Here is a 15,366-nt window from a genome sequence, read left to right as displayed (position 1 = left end):
GGTGCAGGACGGGTGACCGGCCGGCGGCGACCGACGAGCGGGGGTGGTCCCGGTGACGGAACCGACACCGGACACCAACTGGCGCGGCACCGTGGCCCTGCTGCTCGCCTCCAGCACCGGCGGGGTCGGACAGCACGTCCGTTCCCTCGCCCAGGGGCTGACCGCCGCGGGCGCCGCCGTGCTGGTCTGCGGGCCCGCCGCGGCGCAGGAGCAGTTCGACTTCACCGGCGTCGGCGCCCGGTTCCGGCCGGTGGAGATCCCGGCCAGCCCGACCCCTGCCGACGCCCGTGCCGTGGGCGCGCTGCGCCGGGCCCTCGCCGCCGAGCCGGTCGACGTGCTGCACGCCCACGGGCTGCGGGCCGGGCTGGTCGCCGTCCTCGCCCGGCCGGCCGTGCCACTCGTGGTCACCTGGCACAACGCGGTGCTCGCCGGCGGGTTGCGCGGCGGCGTGTCCCGCCTCGTCGAACGGGTCGTCGCCCGGGGCGCCCGGGTGGCCCTCGGCGCCTCCGCCGACCTCGTCGAGCGGGCCGCCGCGCTGGGCGCGACGGACGCCCGGCTCGCCCCGGTCGCCGCGCCGGCGCTGCCCGCGCCGCGCCGCCGCCGGGCCGCCGTCCGCGCCGAGTTCGGCGTCGGCCCGGACCAGCCGCTGATCCTCTCGGTCGGCCGGCTGCACCCGCAGAAGCGGTACGACGTGCTGGTCGACGCGGCGGCCCGGTGGCGCACCCGGACCCCGGCACCGGTCGTGGTGATCGCCGGCAGCGGCCCGGCCTACCTGCCGCTGGCCGCCCGGATCTCCGCCGCCCGGGCCCCGGTGACCCTGCTCGGGCACCGCACCGACGTGGCCGACCTGCTCGCCGGGGCCGACCTGGCGTTGGTGACCAGCGACTGGGAGGCCCGTCAGCTCTTTGCACAGGAGGCGATGCGGGCCGGCGTACCACTGGTGGCGACCGCCGTCGGCGGCCTGCCGGAGCTGGTCGGCGACGCCGCGGCGCTGGTGCCGCCCGGGGACGTGGACGCGGTCGACGCGGCCGTGCGCGCCCTGCTCGACGACGAGGCCGGTCGGGCCGCGCTGGGCCGGCGGGGCGCCGCCCGGGCCGCGACCTGGCCCACCGAGGCGGACACCCTCGCCCAGCTCGCGGCGCTCTACGCCGAGCTGGCCCCGGACGCGGCAGGATCCGCCGCCCCCGGCGCCGACGGCGGGCCCGCCGAACCCGGACGTGACGGTCACGCCCCGTCGACGGGACGCCGGTGATGTTGCGCAGACTCGCCCCGGCCCTGCTGACCCTGGTCGTGGTGGCGCTCGGCATCGCGGCGCTGACCGCCCGGCCGGACCGGGAGGCGCCCGAGCGCACCGCCGACTTCGTCGTGCTCGCCGGGGTGGCCGGGCTGCGCTGGGAGGACGTCGACCCGGAGACCACCCCGACGCTGTGGCGGATGGCCCGCGACGGCTCCATCGGTTCCCTCTCGGTGCGCTCCGCGCACCGGCCGACCTGCCCCGTGGACGGCTGGCTGACCCTCGGGGCGGGCAGCTTCGCCGCCTGGAACGGCAGCCGGCAGGCCGGGGGCTGCCCCCCGACGGCGGTGACGGTGGAGCAACCCGACGGTATCGGCGCGAACCTGCCCGACCAGGAGAGCGTCGTCCTGCACAATCAGGAGCGGCTGCCGTGGGGCGCGGTGCCCGGCGCGCTGTCGGAGTCGGTGCGCTGCTCGGTGGCGGTCGGGCCCGGCGCGGCAGTGGCCGCCGCCCGGCCGTTCGGCCGGGTCGACCGGTATGCGGCCGCCCTGCCCGAGGACCCCGCCGAGCTGCTCGGCTCGTGCGTGCTGAGCATCGTCGACCTCGGCACGGTCGCCGGCGAGGACCCGACGGCCCGGGCCGCGGCGGCCCGCGAGGCCGACGCCCGGCTGGCCCGGGTGCTCGCCGCCCGGCCGCCCCGCTCGTTGGTGATCGTCGCCGGGGTGTCCGACACCGAGGTGCCGTCCCGGCTGCACGTGGCCGTCGCCGACGGGCCGGGCTGGGAGCGCGGGTGGCTCACCTCGGCCAGCACCGGCCGGGAGGGCTACCTGCAACTGGTCGACCTCGCACCGACCGCGCTCACCGCGCTGGGCCGGCCGATGCCCGAGCGGCTCTTCCTCGGCCGGCCGGCCGAATCGGTCGGCGGGCGGCCGGCGGACCTGGCCACCGCGATCGCGCAGCCCGCCGACGCCGACCGGGAGGCGGCCGCCCAACGGCGGGTGGCGGACTGGTTCTTCGCCCTGCTCGCCGGCGTCCAGGTGCTCCTGGCGGTGGCGGTGCTGCCGTTGCTGCGCCGGGCCCGCCGGCACGCCGGCCCGTACGGCCCGGAGCCGGTGTCGCGGCGGGTCGTGTCGGTCGTCGAGCTGCTGCTGATCGGGGCCGCCCTGGCCGTGCCGGCCGCCCTGCTCGCCGACGCGGTGCCGTGGTGGCGCGGCGACCACGCCGGCGTCTACTTCGCCGGGGTGACCGTGCTGCTGCTGGTCGCCGCGACCGCGGTGGTCCGGCTGGCGCCGGGGTACGCGAGCACCCTCGGCCCGCTGGGCGCGGTGGCGGGCCTGACCACGCTGGCCGTCGGGGTGGACGTGCTCACCGGCGCCCGCCTCCAGCTCAACGGGGTGGTCGGCTACTCGGCCCTGGAGGGCGGCCGGTACGCCGGGCTGGGCACCGTCGGGCTCGGCGTGTTCCTGGCCGGCGCCCTGCTGAGCGCGGGGTGGCTGGCCCAGCGGGTCCGCCGGTCCTGGCGGCCGATCGTCATGGTGGTCGTCGGCGGCGCGGCCGTGGTGGTCGTCGGCAGCCCGTACCTGGGGTCCGACCCGGTCGGCGCGATCGCGTTGACCGCCGGGCTGAGCGTCGCCGCCGCGATCAGCGCCGGCGGCTGGCTGACGATCAGCCGGCTGGCCTGGGCGACCATGGCCGGGCTGGCGTTGACCATCGGCTTCGCGGTGCTGGACCTGCGCCGGCCCGCCGCCGAGCGGGGCAGCCTCGGCCGGTTCCTGGCCGCCGTCGGCGACGGCACCGGTGGGCTCACCGTGCACCGCTCCAGCACCGCCAACTTCGACACCCTGGTCAACAGCCCGCTGACCGTGCTGGCCCTGGCCGGCGCCCTGCTGGTCTGGTTCGCCCTGCTCCAGCCGTGGGGCGGGCTGATGCGGCTGTTCGGCATCTACCCGGCGATGCGGGCGGCGATGGCCGGCACCGCCGTCGCCGCGGTGACCGGCGGGGTGTTGGGCGGCGACGCCCTGGACGTGGCCGGCGCGGCCGGCGCCCTGGTGGTGCCGATGGCGGCGCTGGCCGCGCTGCGGGTACTCGACCACTCGACCGACCGCACCCAGCCCGACGCGGCCCGCCAGAGCGACGACGGGCCGGGCGGGGCCGGCCAGAGCGACGGCGGGCCGGGCGGGGCCGGCGGCGGGTCGGGCGGCGGCGGGGGATCGGACGACGGCGGCCCGGACGGCCCGGACGGCCCGGGGCCGGCGGGCGCCGGGGCGAGCGCCGCGGATCCGGTCACCGGGCCGGACGCGTCGGCCGGCCGGCCATCGACCGAGGTCACGGCCTCCTGAGTCGGCCGGCGACACCCGGACGGCCGGTACGGGTGCGCCGGGCGGCGGGGGCGGGTGAGGTGTTACCGTGGAATCCCGTGGATCGCGTGATCACTTTGCTGATCGGCACGGCGGTCTGCACGACCGCGACGGACGACACGGGAGCAGGCCTTGGCCCCTTCAGCACGGACGACCAGGCACATTTTCGTCACCGGGGGCGTCGCCTCCTCGCTGGGTAAGGGCCTCACCGCCTCCAGCCTCGGCAACCTGCTCACCGCGCGCGGCATGCGCGTGGTCATGCAGAAGCTCGACCCCTACCTCAACGTCGACCCGGGGACGATGAACCCGTTCCAGCACGGCGAGGTCTTTGTGACCGAGGACGGCGCCGAGACCGACCTCGACGTCGGGCACTACGAGCGCTTCCTGGACCGGGCGCTCTCCGGGAAGGCGAACGTCACCACCGGCCAGATCTACTCGGACGTGATCGCCAAGGAGCGGCGCGGCGAGTACCTGGGCGACACCGTCCAGGTCATTCCGCACATCACCAACGAGATCAAGTCGCGGATTCTGGCCATGGCCGACCCGGACGACGACGGCCAGGTGCCGGACGTCGTGATCACCGAGGTCGGCGGCACGGTCGGCGACATCGAGTCGCTGCCGTTCCTGGAGGCGATCCGGCAGGTCCGCCACGACCTGGGCCGGGACAACTGCTTCTACCTGCACGTCTCGCTGGTGCCGTACCTGGCGCCGTCGGGGGAGCTGAAGACCAAGCCGACCCAGCACTCGGTGGCCCAGCTGCGCAGCATCGGCATCCAGCCCGACGCGCTGGTGCTGCGCTGCGACCGGGAGATCCCCGACAAGGTCAAGCAGAAGCTGTCGCTCTACTGCGACGTCGACCGCGAGGCGGTCACCGCCGCACCGGACGCGCCGAGCATCTACGACATCCCCAAGGTGCTGCACCGGGAGGGCCTCGACGCGTACGTGGTGCGCCGGCTTGGCCTCTCCTTCCGCGACGTGGACTGGGCCAGCTGGGACGACCTGCTGGACCGGGTGCACCAGCCCCGGCACACCGTCACCGTCGCCGTGGTCGGCAAGTACGTCGACCTGCCCGACGCGTACCTGTCGGTGAGCGAGGCGATCCGGGCCGCCGGCTTCGGCCACCGGGCCCGGGTGCAGCTGCGCTGGGTGCCCAGCGACGAGTGCGTCACCCCGACCGGCGCCGCGGCCGCCCTGGCCGGCGTGGACGGCATCGTCATCCCGGGCGGCTTCGGGGTGCGTGGCATCGAGGGCAAGATCGGCACCGCCCGGTACGCCCGGGAGAACGGCATCCCGCTGCTCGGCCTCTGCCTCGGCCTGCAGTGCATGACCATCGAGGTGGCCCGGCACCTGGCCGGCCTGGAGGGCGCCAACTCGCTGGAGTTCGACGAGGAGGCGAAGCACCCGGTCATCGCCACCATGGCCGACCAGGAGGACATCGTCGCCGGCAGGGGCGACCTGGGCGGCACGATGCGGCTCGGGGCGTACCCGGCGAAGCTGGCCGAGGGCTCGCTGGTCGCCGAGGCGTACGGCAGCACCGAGATCAGCGAGCGGCACCGGCACCGGTACGAGGTGAACAACGCCTACCGGGACCAGCTCACCAAGGTGGGCCTGCGCTTCTCCGGCACCTCGCCGGACGGCCGGCTGGTCGAGTTCATCGAGCTGGACCGCGGCCTGCACCCGTTCTTCGTGGCCACCCAGGCGCACCCGGAGCTGAAGAGCCGCCCGACCCGGCCGCACCCGCTGTTCGCCTCCTTCGTCAAGGCGGCCGTGGCGTACTCCGAGGCCGACCAGCTCCCGGTGGACCTGGAGGCGGCGGAGAACGCGGCGGCGAAGAAGGCCGCCCGCAACGGCGGCGCCGCCGCGAAGGCGGCGTCGGCGTCGTGAGCGAGCGGAGCGAGCAGACCGTCGGGCACAGCAGCGCCGTCGAGCACCGCTACGAGGTGCGCTCCCGCACCGAGCGCTACCGCGGCCGGATCTTCGACGTGGTCAGCGAGGAGGTGACCATGCCGGGTGGCGGGACGGGGGTCCGGGACTTCGTCCGGCACGTCGGCGCGGTGGCCGTGGTGGCGCTCGACTCCGCCGGCCAGGTGGTGCTGATCCGCCAGTACCGCCACCCCGTCGGGCGGCACCTGTGGGAGCTGCCCGCCGGGCTGACCGACGTCTCCGGCGAGGACCTGGCCGCCGCCGCGGCCCGGGAGCTGGCCGAGGAGGTCGACCTCGTCGCGGGACGGCTCGACGTCCTGGTCGACCTGCACAGCTCGCCGGGTTTCACCAACGAGCTGGTCCGGGTGTTCCTGGCCCGGGACCTGACCGACGTGCCGGCCGAGCGGCGCCACGAGCGCAGCGAGGAGGAGGCCGACCTCCAGGTCGTCCGGATCGACCTGGACGAGGCGGTCGGCATGGTCCTCGCGGGGGAGATCACCAACGCGTCCTGCGTGGCCGGGCTGCTCGCCGCCGCCCGGGCCCGCGACGCCGGCTGGTCGGCGCTGCGCCGGGCGGACACGCCGCCGCCGCGCTGAGTCGGCCGCGCCGGACGCGGTACGTGGGAAGGGGCCGTGCGGTTCACCGCACGGCCCCTTCGTCGTCCCGGTCGGGTCAGTCGCGCAGCGGCCGGCCCTGCCCGTCGACGCCACCGTTGACGAGGATCAGGATGCCGTCGATGAGGCCCCAGAGGCTGCCGAAGCCGCAGGTCACGATGGTCACCACGAGCTGGAGGACACCGGTCTTGGTGTCGCCCATGTAGAACCGGCCGGCACCGAAGCCGCCCAGCAGGATGCCGAGGAGACCGGCGACGAGCTTGCTCTTGTCGGAAACGCCCGTCGGGTAACCGGGCTGGTAAGGAGGTGTGGTCATGAGGCGACACCCTAGTGATCCACTCTCGTCGTGTCCGCAGCGGGACCCACTGGATGGGACGATAATGGACGAACATTGTCCTGACGGCTGAGGTGGCGTCCCACCGCCGGCCGGGTCGACGCCTGACACTTCGTCAGGGTGGGCGGGCACCGGATGTCACTGTGCTGGCTCATTTCGGGCGGCGGCGCGCCTAGACTGCCGCCGACGGGACCGGTGGACCGTGGCGGCAAAGGGGCCGTCGTGGCGCCGAGCAGTCGGGGGAGAGCAGCCCCGGAGAGAGGTGTCTGCATCGTGAAGGTCGGAATCCCCCGCGAGGTCAAGAACCACGAGTACCGCGTGGCGATCACGCCGGCGGGCATCAACGAGTTCGTCCGCAGCGGTCACCAGGTCTTCGTCGAGGCCGGTGCCGGGGTCGGGTCCAGCATCAGCGACGACGACTTCGCCGCCGCCGGGGCCAAGATCCTGGCCACCGCCGACGAGGTGTGGGACACCGCCGAGCTGGTGCTCAAGGTCAAGGAGCCGGTCGCCGAGGAGTACCACCGGATGCGCGAGGGGCAGGTGCTCTTCACCTACCTGCACCTGGCCGCGTCCAAGGAATGCACCGATGCGCTGCTCGACCGCAAGGTGACCGGCATCGCCTACGAGACGGTGGAGATGCCGGACCGGTCGCTGCCCCTGCTCGCCCCGATGTCCGAGGTCGCCGGCCGGCTCGCACCGCAGGTCGGCGCGTACCACCTGCAAGCGCAGGGCGGCGGGCGGGGCATCCTGATGGGCGGCGTCTCCGGTGTCTACGCCGCGAAGACCGTGGTCATCGGCGCCGGCGTCTCCGGCATGAACGCCGCCGCGATCGCGCTCGGCCTGCAGGCCGAGGTGCTGCTGCTGGACAAGAACGTCGCCCGGCTGCGTCAGGCCGACGCCATCTACCGCGGCCACCTCCAGACGGTCGCCTCCAACGCGTACGAGATCGAGCGGGCCGTGCTCGACGCGGACCTGGTCATCGGCGCGGTGCTGGTGCCCGGCGCGAAGGCCCCGACCCTGATCTCCAACGAGTTGGTCTCCCGGATGAAGCCGGGCAGCGTGCTGGTCGACATCTCCATCGACCAGGGCGGCTGCTTCGAGGACTCGCGTCCCACCACGCACGCCGACCCGACCTACAAGGTCCACGAGTCGATCTTCTACTGCGTGGCGAACATGCCGGGCGCCGTGCCGCACACCAGCACCTACGCGCTGACCAACGTCACCCTGCCGTACGCCCTGGAGCTGGCCAACCACGGCTGGCGGGAGGCGCTGCGCCGCGACCCGGCGCTGGCGCTGGGCCTGAACACCCACGACGGCCAGGTCACCTACGGCCCGGTCGCCGAGGCGCACGGCATGCGGGCCCTGCCGCTGGCCGACGCGCTGGCCTGAGGGGCGGCGGGCTGACCGGCACACCGGACGGGGCCGGCGCGGGCGCGGAGCCCGCGCCGGCCCTGCGCCGTGCCGTCCGCGGCTACCTGGACCACCTCACCGTCGAACGCGGACTGTCGGCGAACACGCTCTCGTCGTACCGCCGGGACCTGGAGCGTTACCTGGCCACCCTGGCGGCGGCCGGGGTGCCGGACCTGGCGGCGGTCGGCCCCGGCCAGGTCGAGGAGCACCTGTCCCGGCTGCGGGCCGGCGACGACGCGCACCCGCCGCTGGCGGTCTCGTCCGCGGCGCGGGCGGCCAGCGCGGTGCGCGGGCTGCACCGCTTCGCGCTGCGCGAGGGGCTGGCCGGCGGCGACCCCAGCCGCGACGTCCGCCCGCCCACCCCGCCGCGCCGGCTGCCCCGCGCGCTGCCGGTGGACGACGTGGTCCGGCTGCTGGAGACCGCCGGCGCCGTGACCGCCACCGGCGACGGCGCGTCGCTCGCGCTGCGTGACCGGGCGCTGCTGGAGTTCCTGTACGGCACCGGGGCGCGGATCTCCGAGGCGGTCGGCGCGGCCGTCGACGACGTCGACGTCGACGAGGGCACCGTCGTCCTGCGCGGCAAGGGCGGTCGCACCCGGCTGGTCCCCATCGGCGGGTACGCGGTCGAGGCGCTGCGCGCCTGGCTGGTGCGGGCCCGGCCCGGGCTGGCCGCCGCCGGCCGGGGCACCCCGGCGGTGTTCCTCAACGCCCGCGGCGGCGCGCTGTCCCGGCAGGGGGCCTGGACCATCCTGCGCCGCGCCGCCCAGCGGGCCGGCCTGCCGGTGGACGGGCCGCAGGCGGTCTCTCCGCACACCCTGCGCCACTCCTACGCCACCCACCTGCTCGACGGCGGCGCGGACGTGCGGGTGGTGCAGGAGTTGCTCGGTCATGCCTCGGTGACCACCACCCAGGTCTACACGCTGGTCACCGTGGAACGGCTGCGCGAGGTGTACGCCACCGCCCATCCCCGGGCCCGCGGCTGACCCCGTCGACCGTCCGGCCGGTGGGCGTCGGCCGGTCCGCCGGGGGTGGCCTGGTCGGCGGGGCGGCGACACGCCGAGCGGGTGCGACCGGCCCGCCGGCCGGTGGCGTACAGTCGGCATCGGCGCGGACCTCCTGGGGCGAGGCAGACGGGGTGCGCAGCGGCGCCGCGCAGGACGTCGGACGGCTCCGACGCCGGGTGGTCGTCGGGAGGGGGCAACGAGGACATGGCTGGCAACGGTGACCGTGCCGAGACCTGGACGTCGGAGCTCCGCGAGCAGCAGGCCACGCTCGGGGCGGATCTCGGCCCGGCGGATCCGGCGGCCTACACGATGCGCAAGCCGATCCCCGAGCCGATGCCGACCGACCGGCACGGCCCGGCCCGGATCATCGCGATGGCCAACCAGAAGGGCGGCGTCGGCAAGACCACCACGACCATCAACCTGGGCGCCGCGCTGGCCGAATACGGCCGCAAGGTGCTGCTGGTCGACTTCGACCCGCAGGGCGCCCTCTCGGTCGGGCTGGGGGTCAACCCGCACAACCTCGACCTGTCGGTCTACAACCTCCTCATGCAGGACGACGTCACCGCCGAGGACGTCCTGATCAAGACCGACGTGGCGGGGCTGCACCTGCTGCCGGCCAACATCGACCTCTCCGCGGCCGAGATCCAGCTGGTCAACGAGGTCGCCCGGGAGATGGCCCTGGCCCGGGTGCTCCGGTCGATCCGCAAGGAGTACGACTACATCCTGATCGACTGCCAGCCCTCGCTGGGCCTGCTGGCGATCAACGCGCTCACGGTCGCGCACGGCGTGCTCATCCCGCTGGAGTGCGAGTTCTTCAGCCTGCGCGGTGTCGCCCTGCTGCTGGACACCATCGACAAGGTGCGCGAGCGGCTCAACTTCGACCTGGAGCTCGAGGGCATCCTCGCCACCATGTACGACAGTCGCACCACCCACTGCCGACAGGTGCTCCAGCGGGTGGTGGAGGCGTTCGGCGACAAGGTCTACCAGACGGTGATCACCAAGACCGTCAAGTTCCCCGAGTCCACCGTCGCCGGTGCCCCGATCACCACGCTCGACCCGGCCTCGTCCGGCGCCCGCAACTACCGCCAGCTCGCCCGCGAGGTGATCGCCGCCCAGGCGGAGCGGTAGGCCCGGGGTGTACCTTCACGCCGAGGCGTCCGGGGCGTGGACTACGGTCTTCCGGTGACCGCGCCACCCCTCGATCCGCCCGCGACGCCGGAGCAGCCGCCCGTGCGGGCCGCTGAGTCCGCCGCCGAGGTGCCGGCGAGTCCCGGGGGCGTGCCCGAGGCGGCGGAGAGCGGCGGCTTCACCGTCCGGCTGGCGAACTTCACCGGCCCGTTCGACCTGCTGCTCCAGCTGATCGGCAAGCACAAGCTCGACGTCACCGAGGTGGCGCTGCACCGGGTCACCGACGAGTTCATCGCGTACATCCGGGCCATGGGCGACCAGTGGGACCTGGACGAGGCCAGCGAGTTCCTGCTCATCGCCGCCACCCTGCTCGACCTCAAGGCCGCCCGGCTGCTGCCCGCCGCCGAGGTCGAGGACGAGGAGGACCTCGCCCTGCTGGAGGCGCGGGACCTGCTCTTCGCCCGGCTGCTGCAGTACAAGGCGTACAAGGAGGCGGCGGCGCACATCGCCGCGCTGGAGGAGGTCGGCGGCCGGCGTTACCCCCGGGCGGTCACCCTGGAGCCCCGGTACGCCGAGGCCCTGCCGGACCTGGTGCTCGGCATCGGCCCCGAGCGGCTGCTGAAGTTGGCGATCAGGGCGATGACGCCGAAGCCGGTGCCGGAGGTGTCGATCGCCCACGTGCACATGGTCCGGGTCAGCGTCCGGGAGCACGCGGCGATCATCACCGAGCGGCTGCGCCGGGCCGGCACCGCCACCTTCTCGCTGCTCTGCGCCGACTGCGACGCCACCCTGGAGGTGGTGGCCCGGTTCCTGGCGCTGCTGGAGCTCTACCGGGAGGGTCTGGTCGCCTTCGTCCAGGAGCAGGCCCTGGAGGAGCTGACCGTACGCTGGACCGGCCCCGCCGAGGGCGGCCCGGACCTGCACATCGACGAGTACGCCGGCACTCCCGCCGAACCGGCGGACCAGACACCGCCTGCGGGCCCGCCGGGCGCCGCCGCGAGTGCGGCGGGCCCGGCCCACGAGGCCGGGGCGGGCGCGGCGGCGGGCGGGGACGGGACGGCGACGACGGAGGAGCAGAGCGGATGAGCAGCGAGGAGCGCCGGGACTCCCTGGCGGACCAGGCCGCCGCCTGGATCCCACCCTGGCAGCGACCCACCCCGGCGGCCGAGTCGCCGTCGGGTGATCCAGGCAGCGACCCGCCGCCGGAGGTGCCGGATCCCTCCGAGGTCCCCGCCGCGCCGGCCGGCGGCACGGGGGAGACCCTCGGGGACGCCGCGGGGGAGGGCACCGGGCAGGGCGGGACGGCGGCACAGGGCGCGGAGCGGCCTGACCCGGCGGAACGAGGCGCGGAGCGGCCTGACCCGGCGGCGCAGGGCGCTGGGCAGGCGGAGACCGCGGCACAGGACGCGGTTGCGGGCGTACCGACGAAGCAGCCGGCCGGGCGGCGGCGGGCGGCGCCGGCACCCGCGCCGGCGCCGGAACTCGACGACGCGGAACTGCGCGGGGCGCTGGAGGCGATCCTGCTGGTGGTCGACGAGCCGGTCAGCGAGCTGACGCTCGCCCAGGTGCTGGAGCAGCCCGCCGAGCGGATCGGCCCGATGCTGGACGAGATCGCCGCGGGCTACACCGCCGCCGGGCACGGCTTCGAGCTGCGCCGGGCCGCGGGTGGCTGGCGTCTCTACACCCGCCCGGAATACGCGACCTACGTGGAACGGTTCGTGCTGGACGGGCAGTCCGTGCGGCTGACCCAGGCCGCGCTGGAGACACTGGCCGTGGTCGCCTACAAGCAGCCGGTGACCCGGTCGCGGATCTCCGCCATCCGGGGTGTCAACTGCGACGGGGTGATCCGTACCCTGGTCTCCCGCGGGCTGGTGGAGGAGTGCGGCACCGAACCGGACAGCGGGGCGTTCCTCTACCGGACCACCACGATGTTCCTGGAGAAGCTCGGGCTGAACAGCGTCCACGACCTCCCGCCGCTGGCCCCGTTCCTTCCCGACGACGTAGAAGAGCTTGCCGATGCCACGCGATGACCGCACCCCCCGCCCCGACGCGCCCGTCTTCGAGGGGGCCGAGCGCCTCCAGAAGGTGCTGGCCGCCGCCGGCGTGGGCTCCCGGCGCGCCTGCGAGGACCTGATCTTCCGCCGCCGGGTCACCGTCGACGGGCGGGTCGCCCAGCTCGGCGACAAGGTCGATCCGGCCACCGCCGTCATCCACGTCGACGGCGAACGCCTCGTCGCCGACACCCGCCTGGTCTACCTGGCCATGAACAAGCCGCGCGGGGTCGTCTCCACCATGGCCGACGAGAAGGGGCGGACGGCGCTCGCCGACTTCCTCGGCAACCGGGTGGAGCAGCGGGTCTACCACGTCGGGCGGCTCGACGCCGACAGCGAGGGCCTGCTGCTGCTCACCAACGACGGCACCCTCGCGCACAAGCTGATGCACCCGTCGTACGGGGTGCAGAAGACCTACCTCTGCGAGGTGTCCGGGCCGATCCCGCGCAACCTCGGCAAGCGGCTGACGGCCGGCGTGGAGCTGGAGGACGGCCCGGCGAAGGCCGATTCCTTCCGGGTGGTGGACACCCTGGGCCGGACCGCCCAGGTGGAGCTGAGCCTGCACGAGGGGCGCAAGCACATCGTCCGGCGGCTGCTCGCCGAGGTGGGCCACCCGGTGAGCCGGCTGGTGCGTACCGCCATCGGGCCGATCCGGCTGGGCGACCTGCGCGCCGGGCGCACCCGGCGGCTGACCAACGCGGAAGTCGCCGCCCTGTTCAAGGCCGTGGGTGACTGACCGGCCGGCTCGCGGGTACGGCTGCCGGTAGGCTCCGTGGCGGCCCGGCGGCCGGCGGCGACCTCGCGCGCCGCCGGGCATGATTGAGGACGTGTGGAAACCGCTCGCGGGACGCGGTGGGCGTTTCGTGGGGTACGGGCTGAGGAGGACAACGGTGGAGGAAAACGTACGGGCCGGGCGCTGCGTGGTCGCTGTGGACGGGCCGTCCGGTTCGGGTAAGTCCACCGTCTCGCGGCGGCTCGCCGTCGGCCTCGGTGCTCGCTACCTCGACACCGGCGCCATGTACCGGGCCATCACCTGGGCCGTGCTGCACTCCGGTGTCGACCTGACCGACACCGAGTCGGTGGCCAAGGTCGCCGGCGAGGTGGACCTGCGCATCGGTACCGACCCCACGGGGTACGGCGTGACCGCCGACGGCGTGACCGTCGACGCCGAGATCCGCGGCCCGGAGGTCACCGGGGCGGTCTCCGCCGTGGCCGCCGTGCCGGCGGTGCGCGCGCTGCTGGTCACCCGGCAGCGCGAGATGATCGCCCACGCCGGCCGGATCGTGGTCGAGGGCCGCGACATCGGGTCCGTGGTGGCGCCGGACGCCGACCTGAAGGTCTACCTCACCGCCTCCGAGGCGGCCCGGGCCGCCCGGCGCAGCGCCGAGGACGCCACCGACGTGGCGGCCACCGCCGCCGACCTGGCCCGGCGGGACCGGCTCGACTCGACCCGCAAGGCCGACCCGCTGGCGCAGGCCGCCGACGCCGTGGTGCTGGACACGACCGAGTTGGGCATCGACGAGGTCGTCGCGCGCCTGCGTGACCTGCTGACCGAGCGGGGAGTGGCATGACCGACGCCGACGGTTGGGTGGAGCTGCGGGAACCGGACGTCGACACCGAGGAAGCGACCGGCCCGCAGCCGGTCGTGGCCGTGGTCGGCCGTCCCAACGTGGGCAAGTCGACCCTGGTCAACCGGATCATCGGCCGCCGGCAGGCGGTCGTCGAGGACATCCCCGGGGTGACCCGGGACCGCGTCCCGTACGACGCGCAGTGGGCGGGCCGGCAGTTCACCGTGGTGGACACCGGCGGGTGGGAGCCCGACGCCAAGGACCGGGCGGCCGCGATCGCGGCGCAGGCCGAGACGGCGGTCGCCACGGCCGACGTGGTGCTGTTCGTGGTCGACGCGATGGTCGGCTCGACCGATGTGGACGAGGCGGCGGTACGCATGCTGCGCCGCAGCGCCAAGCCGGTGATCCTGGTCGCGAACAAGGCCGACAACACCTCCATCGAGATGGAGGCGACCTCCCTGTGGTCGCTCGGCCTCGGCGAGCCGTACGCGGTGTCGGCGCTGCACGGCCGCGGCTCGGGCGAGCTGCTCGACGCCATCATGGACGCGTTGCCGGAGGCCCCGAAGATCGTCGAGCACCGCCCGCGCGGCCCGCGCCGGGTGGCCCTCGTCGGCCGGCCGAACGTCGGCAAGTCCAGCCTGCTGAACCGCTTCTCGGGCGAGGAGCGGGCGGTCGTGGACTCGGTGGCGGGCACCACGGTGGACCCGGTGGACAGCCTCGTCGAGATCGGCGGGGAGACCTGGCAGCTGGTGGACACGGCGGGCCTGCGCAAGCGGGTGGGCAAGGCCAGCGGCACCGAGTACTACGCCAGCCTGCGGACCGCGTCGGCGATCGAGGCCGCCGAGGTAGCGGTGGTGCTGCTCGACTCCAGCGAGGTCATCAGCGAGCAGGACCAGCGGATCCTGTCCATGGTCACCGAAACCGGCCGGGCGCTGGTGATCGCCTTCAACAAGTGGGACCTGGTCGACGCCGACCGCCGGTACTACCTGGACAAGGAGATCGAGCGCGAGCTGCGCCGGATCCCGTGGGCGATCCGGCTCAACCTGTCGGCGCGGACCGGCCGGGCGGTCGACAAACTCGCGCCGGCGCTGCGCAAGGCCCTGGCGAGCTGGGAGACCCGGGTGCCGACGGCGCAGCTCAACTCGTGGCTGACCGCCCTGGTGCAGGCCACCCCGCACCCGGTGCGCGGCGGTCGGGCGCCGAAGATCCTCTTCGCCACCCAGGCCGGCGTGGCCCCGCCGCGCTTCGTGCTGTTCACCACCGGTCCGCTTGACGCGGGCTACCAGCGCTTCGTCGAGCGCAAGCTGCGCGAGGAGTTCGGCTTCGAGGGTAGCCCGATCGAGATCTCGGTACGCCCCCGCAAGAAGCTCGGCCCGGGCGGCCGCGGTAAGGCGCACGGCTGACCCCTGGCCGGACCTGATGCCGGATGGGAGCACCGCTCCCATCCGGCATTTTCCGCTCCCAATCTCTTCCCTATCCTCCTAGGACGCTCTGCGGATGGTGAGGTGGGCGACGCGGCTCGGGGGCGGCAGGGGCCAGTGCGGGCGACGGGATGATCGTGCGCTAAGCTGTACCGGCTGTCGCGGGGAGAACCTTGCGGGAGCATCGGGACGTGGCGCAGCTTGGTAGCGCACTTGACTGGGGGTCAAGGGGTCGTCGGTTCGAATCCGGCCGTCCCGACAGTAAAACAGCAGGTCAGGGCCTTGATTCACTTCGGTGGGTCGAGGCCTTCTTGCTGTTCCG

General features: G+C 74.6%; 13 protein-coding genes and 1 tRNA gene. 13 read left to right on the top strand and 1 reads right to left on the bottom strand.

What is annotated here, in order from left to right:
- Positions 1-52: 52 nt before the first annotated feature.
- From AB0G14_RS24400 to AB0G14_RS24385, 4 genes are all read left to right on the top strand, one after another.
- Positions 53-1,252 (top strand): glycosyltransferase family 4 protein, encoded by a 1,200-nt coding sequence (locus AB0G14_RS24400; protein WP_357701044.1) that lies wholly within the window; start codon positions 53-55, stop codon positions 1,250-1,252.
- Entirely contained in the window at positions 1,252-3,573 is a 2,322-nt protein-coding gene (locus AB0G14_RS24395) for a hypothetical protein (protein ID WP_357701042.1), read from the top strand. Before AB0G14_RS24400 ends, AB0G14_RS24395 begins: the two co-directional genes overlap by 1 nt.
- A gap of 150 nt (positions 3,574-3,723) precedes the next feature.
- The gene (locus AB0G14_RS24390) at positions 3,724-5,475 is read left to right on the top strand and encodes a CTP synthase (RefSeq protein WP_357701040.1); all 1,752 of its coding nucleotides are present in this window, start codon (positions 3,724-3,726) and stop codon (positions 5,473-5,475) included.
- A complete protein-coding gene (locus tag AB0G14_RS24385) occupies positions 5,472-6,110 on the top strand; it encodes an NUDIX hydrolase (protein ID WP_357701038.1) in 639 nt (212 codons plus the stop codon). Before AB0G14_RS24390 ends, AB0G14_RS24385 begins: the two co-directional genes overlap by 4 nt.
- A gap of 76 nt (positions 6,111-6,186) precedes the next feature.
- Here AB0G14_RS24385 and AB0G14_RS24380 read toward each other — a convergent pair whose 3' ends face one another.
- Positions 6,187-6,510, bottom strand: coding sequence for a TM2 domain-containing protein (locus AB0G14_RS24380; RefSeq protein WP_350712398.1), 324 nt, complete (start codon positions 6,508-6,510; stop codon positions 6,187-6,189).
- Between the two features lie 225 nt (positions 6,511-6,735).
- Between AB0G14_RS24380 and ald the strand changes: the two genes are divergently transcribed.
- The 9 genes from ald (at position 6,736) to AB0G14_RS24335 (ending at position 15,303) form a co-directional block, all read left to right on the top strand.
- Positions 6,736-7,851: an alanine dehydrogenase gene (gene ald / locus AB0G14_RS24375; RefSeq protein ID WP_357701036.1), complete on the top strand. Its 1,116-nt coding sequence runs from the start codon at positions 6,736-6,738 to the stop codon at positions 7,849-7,851.
- Positions 7,852-7,862: 11 nt separating this feature from the next.
- Entirely contained in the window at positions 7,863-8,855 is a 993-nt protein-coding gene (locus AB0G14_RS24370; protein ID WP_357701067.1) for a site-specific tyrosine recombinase XerD, read from the top strand.
- Positions 8,856-9,080: 225 nt separating this feature from the next.
- The gene (locus tag AB0G14_RS24365; protein WP_036375269.1) at positions 9,081-10,004 is read left to right on the top strand and encodes an AAA family ATPase; all 924 of its coding nucleotides are present in this window, start codon (positions 9,081-9,083) and stop codon (positions 10,002-10,004) included.
- Between the two features lie 54 nt (positions 10,005-10,058).
- Positions 10,059-11,090 (top strand): ScpA family protein, encoded by a 1,032-nt coding sequence (locus tag AB0G14_RS24360; protein WP_357701033.1) that lies wholly within the window; start codon positions 10,059-10,061, stop codon positions 11,088-11,090.
- Entirely contained in the window at positions 11,087-12,034 is a 948-nt protein-coding gene (gene scpB, locus AB0G14_RS24355; protein ID WP_357701031.1) for an SMC-Scp complex subunit ScpB, read from the top strand. Before AB0G14_RS24360 ends, scpB begins: the two co-directional genes overlap by 4 nt.
- Entirely contained in the window at positions 12,021-12,791 is a 771-nt protein-coding gene (locus AB0G14_RS24350; RefSeq protein ID WP_357701029.1) for a pseudouridine synthase, read from the top strand. Before scpB ends, AB0G14_RS24350 begins: the two co-directional genes overlap by 14 nt.
- Before the next feature lie 154 nt (positions 12,792-12,945).
- Complete coding sequence (gene cmk, locus AB0G14_RS24345) at positions 12,946-13,626, top strand: (d)CMP kinase (protein ID WP_357701027.1); 681 nt, start codon at positions 12,946-12,948, stop codon at positions 13,624-13,626.
- Positions 13,623-15,026 (top strand): ribosome biogenesis GTPase Der, encoded by a 1,404-nt coding sequence (der, locus tag AB0G14_RS24340; protein WP_357701025.1) that lies wholly within the window; start codon positions 13,623-13,625, stop codon positions 15,024-15,026. Before cmk ends, der begins: the two co-directional genes overlap by 4 nt.
- Positions 15,027-15,229: 203 nt before the next feature.
- Positions 15,230-15,303 (top strand) — tRNA-Pro (locus AB0G14_RS24335).
- Positions 15,304-15,366 lie beyond the last annotated feature (63 nt).

It is taken from the genome of Micromonospora sp. NPDC023814, from assembly GCF_040639595.1.
Taxonomy (GTDB): Bacteria; Actinomycetota; Actinomycetes; order Mycobacteriales; family Micromonosporaceae; genus Micromonospora.
Note: the sequence above shows the minus strand (reverse complement) of the source record. Positions and strands in the feature narration are given on the sequence as shown.

Coding starts and splice junctions, on each gene's coding strand:
- scpB (WP_357701031.1), top strand. CDS start 11,087: ATGAGCAGCGAGGAGCGCCGGGACTCCCTGGCGGACCAGGCCGCCGCC.
- AB0G14_RS24365 (WP_036375269.1), top strand. CDS start 9,081: ATGGCTGGCAACGGTGACCGTGCCGAGACCTGGACGTCGGAGCTCCGC.
- AB0G14_RS24350 (WP_357701029.1), top strand. CDS start 12,021: ATGCCACGCGATGACCGCACCCCCCGCCCCGACGCGCCCGTCTTCGAG.
- der (WP_357701025.1), top strand. CDS start 13,623: ATGACCGACGCCGACGGTTGGGTGGAGCTGCGGGAACCGGACGTCGAC.
- AB0G14_RS24395 (WP_357701042.1), top strand. CDS start 1,252: ATGTTGCGCAGACTCGCCCCGGCCCTGCTGACCCTGGTCGTGGTGGCG.